17 protein-coding genes are annotated in these 19,011 nt (G+C 39.4%); 2 read left to right on the top strand and 15 right to left on the bottom strand.

Annotation, left to right across the window (positions count from 1 at the left end):
• Window positions 1–131: 131 nt before the first annotated feature.
• Entirely contained in the window at window positions 132–893 is a 762-nt protein-coding gene (locus AAC388_RS08905) for a hypothetical protein (RefSeq protein WP_227063727.1), read from the top strand.
• A 66-nt stretch (window positions 894–959) separates the two neighbouring features.
• Here the strand turns inward: AAC388_RS08905 and AAC388_RS08900 are convergent, their stop codons facing one another.
• Window positions 960–1,508: a TetR/AcrR family transcriptional regulator gene (locus tag AAC388_RS08900; protein ID WP_342371531.1), complete on the bottom strand. Its 549-nt coding sequence runs from the start codon at window positions 1,506–1,508 to the stop codon at window positions 960–962.
• Window positions 1,509–2,313: 805 nt separating this feature from the next.
• Here AAC388_RS08900 and AAC388_RS08895 point away from each other — a divergent pair.
• Complete coding sequence (locus AAC388_RS08895; protein WP_342371530.1) at window positions 2,314–2,754, top strand: HD domain-containing protein; 441 nt, start codon at window positions 2,314–2,316, stop codon at window positions 2,752–2,754.
• Window positions 2,755–2,792: 38 nt separating this feature from the next.
• On the opposite strand, the gene AAC388_RS08890 is transcribed toward AAC388_RS08895, so the two are convergent.
• The 14 genes from AAC388_RS08890 to AAC388_RS08825 form a co-directional block, all read right to left on the bottom strand.
• Window positions 2,793–3,437 carry a hypothetical protein gene (locus AAC388_RS08890; RefSeq protein ID WP_033850097.1) on the bottom strand — a complete coding sequence of 215 codons (645 nt, stop codon included), beginning with the start codon at window positions 3,435–3,437 and terminating at the stop codon, window positions 2,793–2,795.
• A gap of 11 nt (window positions 3,438–3,448) precedes the next feature.
• Entirely contained in the window at window positions 3,449–4,420 is a 972-nt protein-coding gene (locus AAC388_RS08885) for a 5'/3'-nucleotidase SurE (RefSeq protein WP_342371529.1), read from the bottom strand.
• A gap of 227 nt (window positions 4,421–4,647) precedes the next feature.
• A complete protein-coding gene (locus AAC388_RS08880) occupies window positions 4,648–5,811 on the bottom strand; it encodes a hypothetical protein (RefSeq protein WP_342371528.1) in 1,164 nt (387 codons plus the stop codon).
• A complete protein-coding gene (locus tag AAC388_RS08875; RefSeq protein ID WP_342371527.1) occupies window positions 5,804–7,132 on the bottom strand; it encodes a TolC family protein in 1,329 nt (442 codons plus the stop codon). Before AAC388_RS08875 ends, AAC388_RS08880 begins: the two co-directional genes overlap by 8 nt.
• A complete protein-coding gene (locus tag AAC388_RS08870) occupies window positions 7,129–8,715 on the bottom strand; it encodes a GH3 auxin-responsive promoter family protein (RefSeq protein WP_337078061.1) in 1,587 nt (528 codons plus the stop codon). Before AAC388_RS08870 ends, AAC388_RS08875 begins: the two co-directional genes overlap by 4 nt.
• Window positions 8,712–9,500: a hypothetical protein gene (locus AAC388_RS08865; protein WP_171071499.1), complete on the bottom strand. Its 789-nt coding sequence runs from the start codon at window positions 9,498–9,500 to the stop codon at window positions 8,712–8,714. Before AAC388_RS08865 ends, AAC388_RS08870 begins: the two co-directional genes overlap by 4 nt.
• Window positions 9,501–9,688: 188 nt before the next feature.
• Window positions 9,689–11,236, bottom strand: coding sequence for a DHA2 family efflux MFS transporter permease subunit (locus tag AAC388_RS08860; RefSeq protein WP_057085606.1), 1,548 nt, complete (start codon window positions 11,234–11,236; stop codon window positions 9,689–9,691).
• Window positions 11,237–11,260: 24 nt separating this feature from the next.
• Window positions 11,261–12,322, bottom strand: a complete 1,062-nt coding sequence (locus AAC388_RS08855; RefSeq protein ID WP_057085607.1) for an HlyD family secretion protein — start codon at window positions 12,320–12,322, stop codon at window positions 11,261–11,263.
• A gap of 720 nt (window positions 12,323–13,042) precedes the next feature.
• Complete coding sequence (locus AAC388_RS08850; RefSeq protein ID WP_266097222.1) at window positions 13,043–13,165, bottom strand: hypothetical protein; 123 nt, start codon at window positions 13,163–13,165, stop codon at window positions 13,043–13,045.
• A 167-nt stretch (window positions 13,166–13,332) separates the two neighbouring features.
• Complete coding sequence (locus tag AAC388_RS08845) at window positions 13,333–14,727, bottom strand: methylenetetrahydrofolate reductase C-terminal domain-containing protein (RefSeq protein ID WP_342371526.1); 1,395 nt, start codon at window positions 14,725–14,727, stop codon at window positions 13,333–13,335.
• A gap of 72 nt (window positions 14,728–14,799) precedes the next feature.
• On the bottom strand, window positions 14,800–15,567 hold the full coding sequence (locus AAC388_RS08840; protein WP_342371525.1) for an NUDIX domain-containing protein: 768 nt from the start codon (window positions 15,565–15,567) through the stop codon (window positions 14,800–14,802).
• Between the two features lie 60 nt (window positions 15,568–15,627).
• Window positions 15,628–17,121, bottom strand: a complete 1,494-nt coding sequence (locus tag AAC388_RS08835) for a nicotinate phosphoribosyltransferase (protein WP_342371524.1) — start codon at window positions 17,119–17,121, stop codon at window positions 15,628–15,630.
• An 11-nt stretch (window positions 17,122–17,132) separates the two neighbouring features.
• Window positions 17,133–18,017: a phosphoribosyltransferase family protein gene (locus tag AAC388_RS08830; RefSeq protein WP_342371523.1), complete on the bottom strand. Its 885-nt coding sequence runs from the start codon at window positions 18,015–18,017 to the stop codon at window positions 17,133–17,135.
• A 181-nt stretch (window positions 18,018–18,198) separates the two neighbouring features.
• A complete protein-coding gene (locus AAC388_RS08825) occupies window positions 18,199–19,008 on the bottom strand; it encodes a sulfite exporter TauE/SafE family protein (RefSeq protein WP_342371522.1) in 810 nt (269 codons plus the stop codon).
• Window positions 19,009–19,011 lie beyond the last annotated feature (3 nt).

Below are 19,011 nucleotides of genomic sequence, written 5' to 3'. Positions count from 1 at the left end.
TGGCCAACTTTAACTGACAGCTACAAAAGTAAATTCAAGGATATAAGCTAAGATAATAGTTTTTAATAAAAAGGTGGTATGAATTAAAGTACCATAAATCAGGATATTAATTTAGTTTTATGAAATCACAAATGAAAGAAATTGAAAAATATGTTGGATATTATTTGCTTGTATATATTTGTGTTCTTATAGTTTGCGGATTTTTTCAGTATATGACTATATGTCAAGGAAAGTCTTTACAATGCAATTTTAGTATAGATGGTATAAATAAAATTCTAACTATAACAGCAACTATTTTAACGCCTATCATTGCTATTATTGGTTTTTTATCATGGCGTAATCAGGAAACATATAAGAAGTCTCAACAACTTATAGAGTTAATTTTAGACAAAACACGTGAATTACATACCAGTTGGCATAAAAGCCGAGAATATGATGGGTTTAGCCTATTTCAACACTACTGTGCAAGGAGAATTATAGGAACTGATTATTCAGAAAACTTAGAATCTTTCCAAAAGATAATTAAAAAAAATGAAAAAAATATGCTTATTTTCAGTGACTTAATGTTCTTGATTGATAAGCTTTTTCATGAAACTAACTTAGACTTTTCAAAACTAGATAAAATAATTGAAAATGTGGGTATCACTTTAGAAAAAAACATTGAAGATTTATATGACTTTCAGCTTCATCTGGACCAAACTAAATATGGTGAAGACCCACTCTTGATAAAATCAGAAATTGAAATGCGTCAAATTTGCGACAAATTAGATAATTACTGCAATCACTTTATGGGAAGAAAAAAGGAAGAAACTAAATATGATTATACTAAAGAAATTAATGACACGATTTTGAAAATAAGTAGAGAAGTTATAAGACTTAAGAAAGAAATTTAAAGATAAAAGCCCTCCTTAGAGGGCTTTTATAGTTGGTTGAAGCCGCCTACTCAAAATTATTCCCCCTCACCCCATCCCCCTCAAAAACACCTCAGCTACACTCTCATCAACTTCACCCAAACTTAAAAGCTGCGTGATCGAGCCTTCGATTAAATATAAAAATAGTTTGGCATCGGTAAAAGAAACATCGGCGTTAAGTGCTCTAAGCAGGCTATAGATTTCGTTGGTGAGCCATGTTCTATATCGCACGGTGGTTTGGTAGGCTTTGGGATGAGTCAGTTTTGTTTCAAAAATGGCTTTAAATAATAAGTAATACAGCCCGTCTAGGTCGGTGTGTAAAAGATAGAGCTTTTTGAGTTTATCGATTGCGTTTGTGCTGCGGTCATATTCAACCACTGAAACCACTTTTTCTTTTAAGCGCTCTTTTTGCACAATCAAGCAAATTTCAATCAACCGTTCTTTAGAGTGAAAGTAGTTATAGAAAGTCGCTTTGGTCACTTCACACTCTTTCACAAGTCTGTCGATGCCTACCAGATGAAATCCGTTGTAGTGAAATAACTCAATTGATTTATTTACGACTTGTACTGCACGTGTTGGGAGAACTATTTTTGGCATATTTTTACCGCTATAAAAATTATTGTTGTATATAAATGAGATATAAAAACCGCTGCCTTTTGGGAGAAAAAAGGCATAGCAAAGCCGTAAAGACTGTGCGCAGCACATCTCAAGGTTTAATTGTCTAAGTTTTAAGTAATAACGAGCTAAAGCCTGAAAAAGCCTTACGGCGATCAAGCTGCGTTAAATGTTTTAAGCTGTGTTGTTATAGCTTTTGGCAATGGTTGCCAAGAAATGATGAATGTACAAAGCCAACTCCTTATATATGGAGTTCTGCCAAGACATTAGAATTATGGTGGCAGAACGAAAGAGGGTTGACAGACTGGTAGGACTCCAGCACACACAAAGGTGTCCCTCTCCCGTCCTACCGCTACGGGAGGGAACGAGAAGTACACACAAAACTATTCCTCGGAAGGAATAATCCCGATGCGGTCCTATAGCAGTCTGTCAAAACTGCCTGGCAATGTAGGCCAGAAGCCAAATGTTAATCTTCAATATTTAAGGTGTCAATGTGAAATTGGCTAGAAATTATTTAAATAATTATTGTTTTTCATTTAATTACATAATTAAGGAAATTCTTAAGTAATATTTTTAATCTACCCTTATATCATTAAGTTAAAGTTTAAAATTTCAAAAACTTAAAGTCTGAATTGTCCTATTTCAACTAAAAATAAATCAATAAAAAGAGACACTACTGTTATTAAGGGATGTTTTTAAGAGTCGCTATCCAGTATAAAATTATGACTTAAGCGTCCCATCTCACAAATTAGGCCGCGTCATATACTTAAAGTGATAAGAGCAAAAAATGACTCAAAATAAAGTTGAACTCGCAGAGAAATTATCAAAAGAATCGCATCAAGGTCAAAAGTATGGTCCTCATGATTACTTTGATTACCATATTAAAGGTGTGGTCAATTCATTAATTGAGCACCAATTTTCAGAAGTTTATATTATTACAGCCCTTCTACACGATAGCGTTGAGGACACACCTCTTACCCTAGCCAAAATCGAAAGTTTATTTGGAAAAGAAGTCCGTGATGCCGTTGATGCATTAACTAAACGAGAAACTGAAACACGCGAAGAATATTTAATTCGTTGTGGTTTGAATCCGATCGCTCGAGTCGTGAAACTTCATGACGCAGCCTTTAATGCGCATAACTCACATAAAGAAAATAATCAATCACGTGTAGATTATTATCTTCAAACCATGTTAGCTGTTTCAACGGCTCAAGATAGGTTGAGGTAGGTAAAAGACAACGAAATGAATCCGTTGCCTTTTTATTTTTAAGATTGTGCAAATGCCCAAATATCTTTTGAGGCAACCGTGTCAGATACGAGTCTAAAACTCATAGGCTCTAAGTCTTCATCTACCACAACATAACCTTTCGAATTATTTTTTAGCGCATCACACTTGTTATCGGTCAGTTGATAATTTGCAGTGTTCGCTAAAGCACTTTCAGTAATAACACCTGTAAACACACAATTTGGGTCTTTCGAGACAATTTTGCCTTGTGCATTGACCTCGGCATTTACCGTTGTTCCATCTGGAAAAGATAAATCGTAATTGCCGACCAATTGATTCAGCGTAATTTTCTGATCATCAATTTTTTCATAATGTGCCAATTCAACGGTCATTGATTGATTAGACTGATTGCTCTGCCAAGCTTTGGTTTTTGCGTCATAGCTCATCACAATCTTGGCACGATTTTCGTCATCATCTAAAACCAATAATTTAGAACCATCTGCGCCAGAATAGTATTTACCCGCCATTGGTAACTCTTGATCAGTTTCGGTACTAATAATATAAGTACCGACGTCTAAGCTCGGAGCCAGTGCAGGTTTTTCAGTGGAGACTTGGTCATCATGATCATTGTCATTACAAGCCGCCAATCCAAGCCCAAGGAGTAGAACCAATAAACAACGTTTCATGGTCTTTCCCCTTACTTGTTAAATAAGCTTTTTAAACGGATTTTAAGCCATTCTTGACCTGCTGGTCGTTGGTCATAAGCAACTTGCATGGCAGTCACAGCAATTTTGCTTTGCATGACGGCGCTTTCATCCGACATTTGAGCGGCAGTTGGTGCCGATGGTGCCGCATCTATTCCTAAGCCAAATTGATTGTTGCCTTTATTATCTTTGGTCACTTGGAACTTCAGTTTATATAAGTCATATGTCCCAATCTTTGAAAAAGCAAACGGCGTGCTGGTTGTTAAATTTTTAGGGAAATTCACATTTAGGGTGATGCCTTTTGGCAACAACTGGCCCTTGCCTGCCTTAGCTTGTAATTCTTTTAATAACACTACAGTTTGTTTTGCCACAATTGCAGAGTTAGGGTTGTTTAAGGTTTTGTCATCTACCGTGTTTGTATCGGCGCTTAAGGCAATAGACGGAATGCCACGTCCTGCTGAAAACTGTACATTGCCAATCGTGCCAGAGTGCACAACGACTTTTCCGACATTTTGGCCTTCATTCGGGCCAGATAAAACTAAGTCTGGCGCTTTACCCCAACGCTTTGGCGCAACTACATCTAGACCATAAACTGTTGCCATGACTGGTGTACCATGCGCGTAGTTCCAGTCACCATTGGTATAACCCGCTTTGGTAAAGGTTCCAGCCGCAGGTGCGCCAATGGGTGCAGCGCCGTTGTGACAACCATTTTCAGCCGCAATTTGCTTATCGTTATCTGCGGTAATCGTCGTTGAGCTGTACATCACGATTGCGCCACCGCGACCACTTTGTGGTGAACAAGACACAGACACCAGCACGCTATGACCATTTGCTTTTAATTCATCATAGAGCGCTTTGACATTGCTGGTTAGACCGTCATCGTTAACCAATAAAATATTTAAAGCAAAAGCTGGAGTTGTACACAAAGACAGAATAAGGCCGCCCAATAAACTTTTTTTCATCACTTAACTACCATGTTCTTAAATTTCGATTTGTATAGTAGTTGCGCTATATGTACGTTTAGTGACTACGCATCAATAAAAATTAAAATACTTTTCCATTAAAAATTAAATAATTATATTATAAATTATTGCTAAGTTTTCTTTTATAAACTGATCTTAAACTTCCTCGCTCATCTTCAAAATGACAAAACCCACTCTCGTGGGCTTCATTCAAAATGTCATTTCAAGCTTTAAATACGTCCGACCTCTAAATATGGAATCAGGTTTTTATCAAAATGTGGTCTTGGGTCGCCCTCATAACTAATAAAACCATGCATACCCGTTAAGCGTTCACCTTTATAAAACTGGTTTAACTGATAGCGCGGGTCTTTATGTGAAAGCGTAAAACTCACCACGCCAATACCCTGCTGTTTTGACTTGTTATAGGCATCTTCGAGCATTTTATGATGCAAAGCCAAATCTTCGGGATGGCACATAAGCGTATGTAGCACGTGGTATTGAATAGAATCACCGAGTTTAGGCAAACGCATGCCTTTGGTTAGTGGAGTCAACAAGTTATAAATGGGTCTAAAAACTCCAATGACTGAACTGTAGTGCAAGATTTTGGTTTGCTTAATACTGTGCTGATCCCACAAACCAAACATGCCTACCAGCTTTTCACCTTTAAAATAAAGTGAAAAGTCTGAGAGTTTTATCCCTGAAAAATACTGATGACCTTGGGCCAGTTCTTCAAAGTTATAGGCTGGAATAAAGTTATAAAACTCTGCCATGTCACTAATAAAGTGGTTCATCGCTTTTACATGCTGAGCTTCAGCAACACATGTACGAATCTCTTGAATGTCACTCTGTTTATCAACCTGCTTTAAAAAAGCCGTGATTTTTCGTTTTGCGCCTGTACTCGTCAGACTGAGTGTTTCTATAAGCCCTTCATCATAATAATCAGGCATTCCCGTTTTACCCGTTTGGATGGCAGCGCGCGCGGCGTGGTTATCATCAAAAATAATCATTTGGCTATAGTTCGGTTCATGCATGGTTTGTTTTACATGCTTTGCTAAAACCTTAACCAGTGATTTCCCGCGATAGTTGTGATCTACCCGCAAATCCCCCGCATAGCGTAAGTTTTGAATGTTCCGATCGACATAACACGGGCGGTAACCATTGCTATAACAAGCGAGCCTCTTTTGGCTTTCAGTGTCTTCAATCACGACATGTAATTTATGTCGATAGACAATGTCAGACGCTCTAAAATAGCTCGGTTCGCGCTGAAAGCTAATTTGTATGCCTTTGGTGGTCATGGGTACGGCGATTAAGTCTCTTAAAGCCTGATCATCGGCCAAAGTTGCTTCTCGGGTAATCAGCGTATTGTCAGCAAGTGGTGGATTTGTTTTATTCATTATTCACCTGTTGTGCGGTCTGTGTGGGAACCAAGTTATTTAAACGACCCATTTGGTCGAGTAGCTGATAGACAAACACCACTTCGTCTTGGTCATTCACGGTTTTTTGGGTTTGGACATCGAGTAACTTTTGCTCTGTATTGAGCAAATCAAACGTGGTTTTGGTGCCAACATCAAACTCTTTACGTGTGTAAACAAAAGCAATAGACGCAGCCTCTATAGCATTTGCCAGTGCTTCTTTATTTTGTCGAATGGTTTGAAGCTGCGCATAGGTGGTACGGGTACGCTTATTTAAGTCTAGTTCAAGACTTCGCGTTTTTTGGTTAGCTAAATCGATATCGGCCTGCGCTTTTTTAACATTGGCCCGATTTAAGCCGTTGTCATAGAGCGGTACATTGAGCTGCACCCCAACCATATAGTTATTACTTTCAGAACCAATATAGCTTGCCTCATCTTGCTTTCCGGCACGACTGGTGAGCATCACCGTAGGCCACAGTTCCCGCTTAGTTAAAGCATATTGTTTCTCGGCGGCCTGCTTTTCGTATTTACTACGCATTAAAGCTGGATGGTTTTTGGTTTGCGTCAATATTTCATCCAAGCTCGCGGGAATAGCAGGTAGCTGTTTAATCGCAACAAGATTTTCAGGCGTTACACCCGTTACTTGATAAAACTGGGCTTCGCTTACAGTCAAGTTAGATTGAGCTTGTGTGATATCGGCTTGGCCTTGAGCAACTTGCGCCAAAACCTGAGCTAAGTCTGCACGGGTAATCATGCCCACGTCAAAACGGCGCTTTGATTCATATAAAGACCGTTGCAAATTTGCCATGGTCTTTTGTCTGAGCTCTAAAATGGCTTTCTTTTTTAATACGTCGGTATAGACCATTACGGTATTTAAAATGGTTTCCGATCTTTGATCTGACAAACCTTGGTTTTGGGCAGAAAGCTGACTTTCGGCAATATCTATTCCTAAACGGTGTCGTCCAGACGTATAAATCGGATAATCTGCCTGCAACTGCAAACTTCGGCCTTTACGGTTTCCTTCGGTTGGAAACAAGACGTGTGAAGGCGTATCTATTCTTTCATAGTCCAGTTGACCAACTAAATTGACTTTGAGTCCATCACGTTGCTTGGCCTGTTCAAGCACAGCGGTGGATTGATTTACACTTAAACGGCTCACTTCAAGCTGACTTTCATGTCTTAAACTGGCAGATAAAGCCTCATCTAAAGTCATGGCGTGTGTGTTCGACACAACCAACACGCCTAAATACAAGGCGTGTCGAAGTGTTAAAAAACGAGAGTTAAATGGCTTCATCCCTTTCATAGTTGTTCCAAACTATTGAGGGTGACTTTTTTGAGTGGCTCAGGTTTGATATTGCCTTCGATAATGCCATCAAACATGACTAGTTTCTTGTACGCATTCCAACCATTATTGGCCTGACGGATTTGAGGCTGGTCGAGCTGTCCTAAGTTTCGTGCAAGTTCATAATGGAAGTTTTGACGCAAAATACTGTCGATATATTCATTGTTAATGCTGTGATGAATGTCACCTTCAAAAAGCACGCAATAAAATGGTTTAACTTGTTGTTGGGTATCAATCGCCAGTAAAGAAATCGCTTTTGACTCGGTTTCATTCAACTGAGACAACAACTGTTGAGCTGTTTCAGGTGCAAGTTTCTCACCAACCAGATCTACCCCAAAACGGCGACCTTGGAACTCAAAACACGGAATTTGCTCTATAAAGCCAGTAACGAGTAAGCAATCATCCAAACAGTAGCGAAGTAAGCCATTACCCGAAGTAATGAGCGGGCTGACCACATCACCTTGTTTAAGCTGCCATGATGGAACGATTTGACCTTGTTTATCGCCTTCTAAATACTCAAATTCATAGAAGTGACTTTGATATGCGAGTGGGTATTGGTCGTTGTAGGGAATGGTGACTACACCTTCCGTCGCCCATAGTCCTTTGCCTTCAAACTGAACACTGGGTAATTTCTCTTTTAATTTTTCGGCCCAAGCTTTTGAACCTGCGGTATCCCAACTCGACACTAAGCTTAACTTTGGCCAGAGCTTTTTAAAGTCGATTTGTTCACCGTTTGAACTTGCAATTAAGGCTTGAGCACTTTCAGGGCTATGCGGAGCAGTGACTTCTTTTAATGAAGCCTGACGGTTGCCCCATGAACCACTTTGTAAAACCTCAATCACATCTTGTTGCAGCAACTCCAAACGTTCCAGCAATTGCAGCGCAAACGTTGGGCTCCATACCGAAATCATGGCTAAGTTACGGTTTGCGACCAAATAGCAAATGGTGGCAAACAGTGCGTCATCGGCATTGGCGGCAAAGGCAACATTACTTGGAACCGCTTGAGTAAACTTAGATAAAATTCGCTTACCTACACCAAGTAGCGCACTATCGTCATTTAGGTTTTTGTCCTTTAAAACTTCACGCTGGCTTTCAGGTAACCACGACACCGACCAATAATGCGTACCCGAACTCAGCTGTGGGCATTTACGATATAAACTTGCCATCCACGGCGCAATCGCATGGTCAAGCTCATCTAAAAACAGCTTGGTGTATGGAATAAACTTGATTTGCTCACTCGAACCACTGGTCGGCTGAAAACGAACCAGTTTACTGCTCGAGAGTAAAAGCTTTTGTTCACGGTAACGCTGAATATCTTCACGCCATGCACCGTAACGTGTCGCAGAGAATGATTTTACAAACTGTTCATAGTTTTGAACCTTTTTATCTTGGGCAAAGGTTGAGGTCTGTAATATCGAATGCAAAATTTGACGTTGTGTGGTCTCTAAGGCATTAAACTGTTTTTGAAAATTACGGTCAGATGCATCACACCATTTTTTTAAAATCAGATGCGAGCCAAGAGTTAGCCATTCATTAGATTTCATTGGATGGCCTCTCTACGTTTTGTTTTATGTGTTACGCATGCTTCAAACTTTCCTTTACTGGTCGGTTTAGTCATCAGCTTTACGGGGAAACGGGCTATGTCTTTCCAACCAAGACGGCCAATACACGGTAGTTCTGTGCCAGCTTTCCATGTCGGATTTTTTTGCTCAAAGAAATGAATATTTGGGTTTTTCTCTCTCATTTCGGCAGTAATTGGTGCGACTTCACCTTTTAATGGTTGATAGTCATCGCCAAAATTTAAAAGGCCAGCTTCACGGTCGTAGTACTCCCCAAAGAATTTTTCACAGTAGTGCTCAACGACTTCCGAAAGATGCTGGTTTTCGTCTTTAATATTTGGGTAATAAACATAGTAGTTATTGGCGAGCAGTAAGTAGGTTTTATAACCTTTAGAAATGAGGAGCCAATAGAGTTCGTTAAATGGATATTTGATTCGAAGCTTAATCATGAGCTTGAGCATGGTACTTTGCAGACTACGCGTACCCCAAAACTTCTTCAAAATGACCGTATCACCGCTAAATAACACGGTGTAGTCTTTACCGTTTAAGTAGAAATGCTGCACCACCACAGTCGAAAAACCAACAATCTCATTTGTTTCCGAATCAAAAATTAAGATCGCACCGCTTTTATTTTGGAAATCATCTACAAAAATAGAAAATCTCGTATTTTCATAATACTGTTCGTAAATGGAATACATCACTTTTAATCGCTCAGTATCGATTTGCTCTTTTTCAAAATATTGACCATAAGTCGTGTTTTTCAGGTTCAATTTTGAAATTAGTTTATACGTTGTATTAATCATAATCCTTTAACCTTCCACCTCTAATTTGTGAGTTCCCCGATCTCATCAACCGATTTTTAGAAAACTCAGATCAATGTTCTTTTTCTATGAAGGGATACGTTTTGATATGCCCTATTGTTTTTCATTCTTTGAAAGCTGCCTTTATTTTTTAATATCTACATATTCATTTTCTTCCCCCGATCCATAAAGATGGTTAAAAATGCGGTCACAAACATGATGATTGCGAGCATGCGTAATAGATCATTAAAGCTAGAGGTCAGTGCCTGAAAATGAATGTCGCGATAAATCACACTCAGCGCAATTTGCTGAGCATTTGCACCGACTTCCTGATATTGCGCCGTGAGTTGGTCGAGTCTTTCTGTAAAAATCCAGTTTTGCGGTGTCATCCCCTGATTAATCTGGGTAACATGAAGCGCAGTCAGCCAATCTAAAGATGAGTTAATGAGAGCTAGTCCAACCGCGCCGCCAATATTACGCATCAGGTTATAAATACCGCTAGCATCAGCTACTTTGCTGAGAGGCAAGGTGCTCATGGCTAAATGCGAAACCACAATCAGGCAGATCATGAGACCAATACCACGGTAAATTTGCGGCCAAAACATAAAGTCGTAATCGCTATGAATGCTGAGGTGCGAATTGAGCCAAACACCAAAGCCAGCCAAAATCATTCCAACAAATACGGTTTTTCGGGTATCAAAATTGGGAATAAGCCACGCAAGGAACGGCGCAAAGCAGAACATGACAATGCCTGTCACCATCATGACGTGACCAATTTGGCTACTGTTCATTTCACGGACTTGCCCAAGAAACACGGGAATCATATAACCCAAGCCATACAGCGCCATGCCAATCACAAAAGTTGTGATAGCACTTAAGGTAAAGTTTTTGTTTTTAAATACGGATAAATCGAGCAAAGGCTTAGGCTGGGTAAAGCTTCTAGAGAAGAAAATCATGCCACCCACAATGCAGATCATAAACGCAATCCGAACGCCTGTGTCTGCAAGCCAGTCATGCCGTGCGCCTTCATCAAGGAAATACTCAAGCCCACCCAAAAACATGGCCATACCGACCAGACTAAACCAGTCCATACTTTTGATGAGTAAATAGTTGGCACGATCGATATTAGGGCCTGAGTAAATGACCGTAGCAATGATGATGCCCGGAATAATATTGATCAGGAACATCCAGTGCCATGAGAAGTTATTGGTGAGCCAACCGCCAATGGTGGGGCCAATCGCTGGCCCCAAAGTACTGATCATTCCAAACATCACCAAAGGCAATGAACGTTTTGGTTCTGGAAAAAGTAAATACAACGCCGTCATGGAAGTCGGAATCATGCCGCCGCCCATAAAACCTTGAATGCCACGGAACACTAATAAACTTTCTAAGTTCCATGCCAAGGCACAAAGTAAAGAACTCACCGTAAAACCAATTGCACAGATGGTGTAATACACCCGTGTTGAAAGCACCCGCGAGACAATACTCGACATTGGAATTGCAATAATCTCGGCAATTAAATAAACCGTTTGCACCCAAGTAACTTCATAACGACTTGCACTCATACCAGCTTGAACTTCGTTTAGAGAACTCGCCACAATCTGAATATCAAGAATCGCCATGAAGTTGCCAAAAATCATGGCAGCAAAAATTGCCCATGCAGTTTTTGCTGAGAATCTCCACTCGGCCTCAAGGTGCTTATTCATTGGTTATTACCTAAAATTTTCTTATTAAGTTCTTAGGTCAACGGTGGCACTCACCGACATTCCAGGTTTTATCAAATCAATATGTGGGCTTGAATCTATGGCAATACGCACAGGAATACGCTGAACAACCTTGTTAAAGTTACCAGTTGCATTGTCTGGTGGCATAAGTGAGAAAGTCGCGCCTGAAGCTGGTGAAAAGCTCTCAATTTTTCCGCTATAGGTCAGGCTTGGGTAAGCATCAAGTTTTAATTTAACTTTCTGCCCAATATGCATTTTTTCGATTTGGGTTTCTTTGAAGTTCGCTTGTACATACAAACTATTTTCAGGAATGATCGCCATTAAGCGAGTTTGCGGAGAAACACGTGAGCCTTTCTGGATTGCAAGGCTACCGATTTTACCGTTTACAGGACTGACCACTTTTGATGAAGCCAAATCGACCTGATACAGATTTAAGTTTGCATTGGCACTTTGAATATCTGCTAGAAGCTGCGCTCGACTGGCTTGTAAACTCCCCAACTGAGCTTCTGCCGCATTTACGGCGGCTTGCGCTTTGCTGAGTTGAGCTTGGGCCGTTAAATATTGAGACTGAACCCCTTCAAAGTTTTGTCGGGTAATCACCCCATCTTTTAATAAATCTTGATAACGCTCAAACTCTTTTCTTAAACGAATTAAATCAGCTTGTGCTGCCACTACGCCACTATGAGCTTCAATAATTGAAGATTTGGCAGACTTTTCATTTTGCTGCTGTACACCCAGTGCAGCTTCTTTCAAGCTGACTACTGAACGAGCTTGGTCATAACGAGCTTGATAATCGCGGTGATCTAATAGCGCTAAAGTTTCCCCTTTTTTTACCACCTGATTATCGTTAATTAATAACTCCATCACTTCGCCCGAAATCTTTGGCATCACCCAAGTGACATCGGCTTGCACATAAGCATTATCGGTAGATTGATAGAAACGATATACAAAAAAATAATATAATATGCCAGCAAATAAAAATAACAGTAGGACACTAAAAACACCCCAAGTTATTTTCTTTCGGCTTTGGAAATTAGTATCAGTTTCTAGCTGAGCTACGTTATCCATATTCATTCCGCTTATTTGTAATATTCGATTTTTTATTTAAGCCAATAAAATTATTGGTTTCTTTTTTACGTAACTTTTCACTTGGTTTTATACAATGAATCGTGACAGCGTAAAATTTGGTGCAAATTATGGTTCTTAAGTGAATTAAATATCATTGACCTATTTGCCAGATCTTTTTTCTATTTATGTCAATAAAACATATTATATAAACTATATTAAAAAATTATGTAATTCTAATTTTTGGTTTAAAAAATCCCAAAAAACAAATATAAGTATTTGTTAATAAATAATTTATAAGAATAGTAACAAATAGAGATATATGTTTGAATAGAGTGATTTATTTCACTAACATTAAGAATAAGTTTTATTGTGTAATCATTAAGTATTATTAATTAAAACAATATTTAATTTAAAAATGAGTTAACAATCAAAGTTGTTATACTTATAAACATAAAATATATATAAGTTATAAATATTATATTTTTAAAAAATAACAATATCCATAAAACAAATAAACGATATTTTTGATAAATAAGCCATCCTGATGACTAAAATAACTTATATTTTCCAGATAAAAAATAATTTCAAACTCTTTATTTAAAAGCCGAACAAACCTTTAAAAATAGTGGTTTAAGTGATCTTTTACTTATATAAACCCTTAAAAATTTCTTCTAAAGTTATTCCAAATGAAAACCCACTCATTGAGTGGGCTTTTTATTACTAACCGTTTTGCCTGAGGTGATCTTGGAACTCTTGGTCGTGTATTTTGTTGTAATTAACAGGGTCGTAAACGCATCCAGCTAAAACAACAATTACAGTAAGTACAGCAACCAATTTTTTCATTGAGACAGCCTTTCCTTTAACGCAAAAGATTTGCTTTAAGTATACTCCTCAATAGCCATTTTGATTGGACATAATTAAGGCAAACAATTGTTATTTTTAAATTATTGCCGTGCTTTAGCATATCATTTGATTTTTTTAGCAAGACAAATCAACGGTTAATACAAAACTTAAGCCTCAGTCGCTAAATACCAGTTTTTCCAAGAACTGGTTCCTCTGGTTTCAATAGGGACCGTTGGAATGAGTTTTTCTTTTAATATTTCAGTTTGTTCAACTGCTTTTGCAAGTCTTGCTTTAACGGAATGAATACACTCACGGTCACCAAATTCGCAGCGGTCTAAAGTTGTACCGCCACAAGGCCCGTTGGCTAAACCTTTTGGACACGTTTCAGGGCAAATATATAAAGTATCGCTTAGGCGACACTGACCACAGCTTTCACAACCGACTAAGCTATGTTTACTCAGCACTTCTGTTTTAATTAATACTTTGGCGACTAAAGAGTTTTCCCAAAATGACGCTTTAAAAATAAACCGTCCAACGCCTTTGGCAATTTTTGATCCAAACATTGCTTCATGCATAACATGTAGCTGACGATATTTAATTAATTGTTTAGAGGTTGGCTGACGTGAAAAATACGTAATTTCAGGTGAAAACTCTTTGCCTGACGTGACTTGCCAAAGTGAATTCCAAAGCTCTTCTAAGGCTTTAAGCTCCAGATGTCTGTATTGCTCAATGTAGCTTTCAAGCAACATTTGCTCTTCTGGCTTATGACAGGCAGATAAATGAATTCCTGAAAATCCTAAGTGTTTACATATCAAAATCTGTAAAGCACAGCGTAAATAAACGCGGTCTGTATGCCCTGCCTGTTTTTCTTCTGCCAAGACTTTTAACATGTGCGGGGTAATCACAATACCTGCGACTTTATGCTTCACCATAAAATTGGCTCGGCCTAAAGTCAGAGGCATCACACAAGCCAGTATTTGCTGCGAATAATCATGCTTGGTTAAAAATGATTTGGCTTGTTTTAAGGCTTCAATGTCATAACCCAATTGGGTAATGATAAAGTCAGCACCTGCTTTAATCTTCTTATGCAGTTTTAAATACTGTGCATCACGCTCAGCTTCGACATATTTAAATGGATTAAAAGCAACCCCAATGCGAAATCCGCCATGTTGTTTGGCAGCCATTACGGCGTTTACCGACTCTAGGTATCGGCTACGAGGTTGTCCATCTCGACCATTATGGTGTTCTTTGAGTTTATCGCCTGTAAGCAATAACAAATTTTGAATATTGGCTGCTTGAGCTTGTTCTAAAAAGCGCTCAAAGTCTTGTATGTCTCGGGCCTTACCTGAAAAGTGTAAAACTTTATCGATTGAGTCAGGGTAACTTTTGCTGGCTTCAAGCGGCGCGATATCATAATCTGAATGTACGCGATCAGCCAATGTCATTGCAGCCGGATATCCTGCAATCTCATGTTTCACAGGATAAATTTCATGCAGTGAAGTGAGATATTCCACCAACACAAAAAACTGGTTTTGCTGGAAGCAGGGAGAAACGTGTGACATAGGCAAAGTGCTGATCAAAACATGACATCAATCATAAGCGCGGCATTATAAATCAAAGTGCATCAAGATGCGCTAGTCAGAAAGCTCATTGTTTTGCTTATCTTCACCCTCTTTATTTCTAGGTAATTCGAGTGAGCGAGGAAATATAAAATCGAAAGAATCGAGTGCATAGCGGTAAAGCTGAGCTGGTCGTTTGCCCACAATTTTACTGTGGTTGGTTTCTTCAACTGCACCCGCTTCTATCATACGGCGTCTAAACGCTTTTTTATCTAAGGATTGCCCAAGAATAATTTCATAAATGGTTTGTAGCTCAGTTAGCGTAAATAATTCAGACATCAGACTAGCTGGTAATGCGGTATAGCGGGTTTTATTGGTTAAACGCTCTAAAGCTAAGCTAAGCAGTTCATTATGATCAAACGCCAACGTTAAATCTTGTGCTTTTGTTACGGACACCCATTCGCTGTATTCAGCCAAAGCTTGATGTTGATAGGCATTAAAATCAATTAAAGCAAAATACAAAATGGTTACGGCCCAACCACGCGGGTCACGTTTAGCATTACCTACAGAGGCAACTTGTTCCAAGTAAGGTGAAGCAATTCCTGTTTTTTCGACCAGCTTACGATAAGCCGTGGCCATTAAGTCTTGATCATGGGTTAAATCGGCAAAACCACCCGGTAAAGCCCATTGGCCTTTGGCTGGAAAGTTGGGGCGCTTAATGAGTAATACCTGCAACTGACCATTAAATACCGAGAAAATAGCCATATCTACTGTGAGTAAAGGTGCGTCATAATCTCGGCGATCATAACTGGCAAGGAATTCTTGTTCAGTTTGAATAGTCACGTTCAGCCTCTCAATAAAAATGATGAGCCGATACCCATGTAACGACTCATCTAAACTCAGTTATGCGATGGATAAACGCTCACGAATTTGATCCAAAGTACACTCATATTGAAGTTTACCATTTTCAAAGACGGTTTTTAGTGCTCCGCCTTGTTCTTGTTCGGCTGTTTGCTCATCAAACAAGGTAAAACCATTTTCACTTTCTTCAATGCGTAATAGACCTTTCGCAGATTTTTTCACACCTGAGTCAGTAATTGGGTCTTTGAACAGCTCTCGGCCTACACCATTCACTTGTCCCCAAGTCGCTTTAACAGCAAACCCAAAAGTATCGCGAGTTAAGTAGTTATAGGTAAAACTGCCTATACCAAATACCAAGTTGTTTGAAGCAAAACCTTTGGCTTCTAGTCCTTCTAAAATACGCTGTGCACGGTCTAGGGTAATCGAGTCACCATAAATTAAGCCGACACGCTCATTAAGTACTTTATAGCCTTGCTCAGTTGTTGTACCACCAAACACTTCCCATAAACATTCAACTGCGCCTTTATAAGCTGGGCTGCCAACTCCAGCGTCTGGGTCACCACAAATAATTTTAACTGGGTCGCCAGAGTCTGGACGAAAAACCAATTTAGCTAAGCCTAAAGCATTGGGTTGTCTTGCCAGAATTTCAGGTTTTAAAGCTACCGTAAACTCGGTAATCACTCGCCAAAAGTCCCAAGTGTCAGACACAACACTAACCACACCAGACGGATAAAGCTCACAGATTAAACGCTTAAAGGTTTCTAGCTCGCTGTTTTCTGTGCCCATACACATCACACTGTGTTCGGTTGCTGGTACAGATACACCAATCACACCTGTTGCATTGTAATATTCTTCTGCGTAGTCGATTGAAGCGACCGAGTCTGTTCCAATAAAACTAGTTAAGTGACCCACACCAGACTGAGCAGCATCATAAATTCCGCTCATACCACGGCTACTAAAATCGTGTCCTTGCACAGGTACAAAATCAAGCGGTGCGCCAGTTTTTACAGCATATTGCGTTAATAAGCGTTTGTACTCATAGGCAATTGTGGCCGTAGTACAGCTTTTCCAAAGCTCAGCACTTAAAACCGTTTCAATATAGTTAGTTAACCAAAAGAAACGTGGATCGGTATTAATTACAGTAAGCACAGGTACACGCATATTGACGCGGCTGCCTTCTGACAAGGCTTTAATGCGTAATGGTAAATAGCCCAAATCGTGTAACGCTTCAATGTGATCAACAGGTACTGCACCTTCACCTAATGAACTATCCATACGGCGTTTATAAGCAGCCACTACCTTGTCTTTAGGTTGCTTGAAAAAGCCTTCATTCCATGTATCGATTAGAAAGTGTTTGATAAAACCCTGAAGACCAAAGAACACCACTTTATCGTCAAAGTCCGGTAGCATTTTTGCGAGTCGAGATGAACGCGGCGTAAAGTTTGCGTATACATACTCTGTACCTGCTGGATACTGACGTCTGTGATCGGCTTTATAAAAATCGATAGCGTTTAATGGATTAAGTTTAATAGTCATCTTTATTCTCTTTATTTTGCTGCAAAAGCAATTACTGAAATTTTGTCTGATGGTTGTTGTGGGAAGCTGTCCGAGGTAAATAGCTGGTCAAGCAGTCCATCAAAAACCTCTATTCCTTTACTAAAAATACCGTGGGTCACATATAGAACGACCTTGTGACAATTAAGGCGACGGAGTTCTTTGGCAATACCAATAAAAGTTGCACCGCCGTCACAAATGTCATCGGTAATGACCGCTGTTAGACCTGATAAATCAGTCGCATGTACATGCGTACCTAAAATTTTGCCAGTCACAGGGTCACGTTTTTTATCACACTGAACAACAGTAATTGGTTGTTTGCGCTCAACATTAAAAGCATCTGCAACCATTTGTGTGCGTGCTTTTGCACCTTTGTCTGGGCAAATCAGTACTGTTTTTTCATCTTTTAATAATGTATTTAGCGCTTCACTCTTTGCGATGATGTCGACTGAACTGATGTTTACAACTTCACTAAAAGAAGTATTGGCAGCAAGTAATGCTGTTGTTACTTCACTATGGCAGTCCCAAACAGTCACCTTGCCTTGTTTGCCCGCTTTTTTGTCAGCATTGATGTTGAGTAACTTGGTCATCACATCGAGTGAGAACGCTTGGCCTACTGCACAAATACGGTCCTGACGGGCGTATGGAAAATATGGAATTTCTAAGTCAATGGTTAAGCCTTGATTTAGCAATATATTTTCAAGTAACAAATAGTCCATCACATCATGACTTGAGGTCATTTTGGCGCGAACCAATACGTTGCCAGATAGTGAGTTCAATGTTTTCTCATCAATTTGAACATGACGCTCGCCACCAGAAAACTGCGTGAATTTCACTGGAATTTCATTTCTTGCCGCATCTAAAAGCTGGATAGCCATATCATTCTCTTTTTGTCTGATGACCTTCGATGAATATATAGTGGCATAAAGCCACTATATATTTCAAGTCTAATTTTTAAACTTTTTCCAACGCCCTTTAAGACATAAAATTTGCAGTTTTAGAACATTTAGAGATTCGACATTTAAGAAAAATTATTCTTTAACCAATTGAAATAAAAAATTAATTCACAAAAAACATGATGAGTACAACTATTATTAAAAGTAGCGGATACAACTTTGCCCGCCATAAATCAGGTAGTTTTGAAATAAATTTTTCTGAAAAATATAGCCCGATCCATGTTCCAGCAACCAAGAATAAAGCAGCTTCAAACCAGATTAGACCGATAAATCCACTAGGTGCCCATTCAGATTGCCAAATTGACAATACACAATAGGTCAGCGTTGCAGTTAAAGATAAAGGCAACGTGAGAATATTTGCAATAGCCGCGGCCTCTGCCATATAACTACCCCGCCGCCGTAATAAAGGAACCGTCATTACGCTTCCTCCAACACCTAGAAGTGCTGCAACCCAGCCGATAACTCCGCCTTTAATGAGTTCGCTGTTCTGCCCATAATTTTGCTGTTGCCTTGATGTCACAATAAACCCTGGTCGGTAATAACAATCAATAATCGTTATGAACACATAACCCATAAATATCCAGCGAAGCCAGCTGCCATTAAACAATGAGGCCATTACCGCACCGACAATTCCGCCAAATGCGATACCACCCCATAAAAAGCGGATCTTTTGCCAATCTATATATCCAGAACGATAGTGCCGAAAGGTTGCAAAACTTGCCGAGCACAGCATGACAAAAGCTGATGTAGCTACGGCGATTTGCATGGCATGTATGCCGACACTACTTTCACTGCTCCACTTTTGAATAATGACTGTATAAAGCAAAGGCACAGCAACAAATCCGCCGCCAAAGCCAAATAACCAAGTGGTTATGCCTGACAGTAGTCCAAATAAAAATAGCTCATATAGCATCGT

The sequence above is a fragment of the Acinetobacter sp. D009 genome (assembly GCF_038562025.1).
Classification (GTDB): domain Bacteria; phylum Pseudomonadota; class Gammaproteobacteria; order Pseudomonadales; family Moraxellaceae; genus Acinetobacter; species Acinetobacter pittii.
Note: the sequence above shows the minus strand (reverse complement) of the source record. Positions and strands in the feature narration are given on the sequence as shown.

Bases quoted from the DNA above. Each gene is read 5' to 3' on its own strand.
- AAC388_RS08905 (WP_227063727.1), top strand. From the start codon at position 132: ATGAAAGAAATTGAAAAATATGTTGGATATTATTTGCTTGTATATATT.
- AAC388_RS08900 (WP_342371531.1), bottom strand. From the start codon at position 1,508: ATGCCAAAAATAGTTCTCCCAACACGTGCAGTACAAGTCGTAAATAAA.
- AAC388_RS08895 (WP_342371530.1), top strand. From the start codon at position 2,314: ATGACTCAAAATAAAGTTGAACTCGCAGAGAAATTATCAAAAGAATCG.
- AAC388_RS08890 (WP_033850097.1), bottom strand. From the start codon at position 3,437: ATGAAACGTTGTTTATTGGTTCTACTCCTTGGGCTTGGATTGGCGGCT.
- AAC388_RS08880 (WP_342371528.1), bottom strand. From the start codon at position 5,811: ATGAATAAAACAAATCCACCACTTGCTGACAATACGCTGATTACCCGA.
- AAC388_RS08875 (WP_342371527.1), bottom strand. From the start codon at position 7,132: ATGAAAGGGATGAAGCCATTTAACTCTCGTTTTTTAACACTTCGACAC.
- AAC388_RS08870 (WP_337078061.1), bottom strand. From the start codon at position 8,715: ATGAAATCTAATGAATGGCTAACTCTTGGCTCGCATCTGATTTTAAAA.
- AAC388_RS08860 (WP_057085606.1), bottom strand. From the start codon at position 11,236: ATGAATAAGCACCTTGAGGCCGAGTGGAGATTCTCAGCAAAAACTGCA.
- AAC388_RS08855 (WP_057085607.1), bottom strand. From the start codon at position 12,322: ATGGATAACGTAGCTCAGCTAGAAACTGATACTAATTTCCAAAGCCGA.
- AAC388_RS08850 (WP_266097222.1), bottom strand. From the start codon at position 13,165: ATGAAAAAATTGGTTGCTGTACTTACTGTAATTGTTGTTTTAGCTGGA.
- AAC388_RS08845 (WP_342371526.1), bottom strand. From the start codon at position 14,727: ATGTCACACGTTTCTCCCTGCTTCCAGCAAAACCAGTTTTTTGTGTTG.
- AAC388_RS08835 (WP_342371524.1), bottom strand. From the start codon at position 17,121: ATGACTATTAAACTTAATCCATTAAACGCTATCGATTTTTATAAAGCC.
- AAC388_RS08830 (WP_342371523.1), bottom strand. From the start codon at position 18,017: ATGGCTATCCAGCTTTTAGATGCGGCAAGAAATGAAATTCCAGTGAAA.
- AAC388_RS08825 (WP_342371522.1), bottom strand. From the start codon at position 19,008: ATGCTATATGAGCTATTTTTATTTGGACTACTGTCAGGCATAACCACT.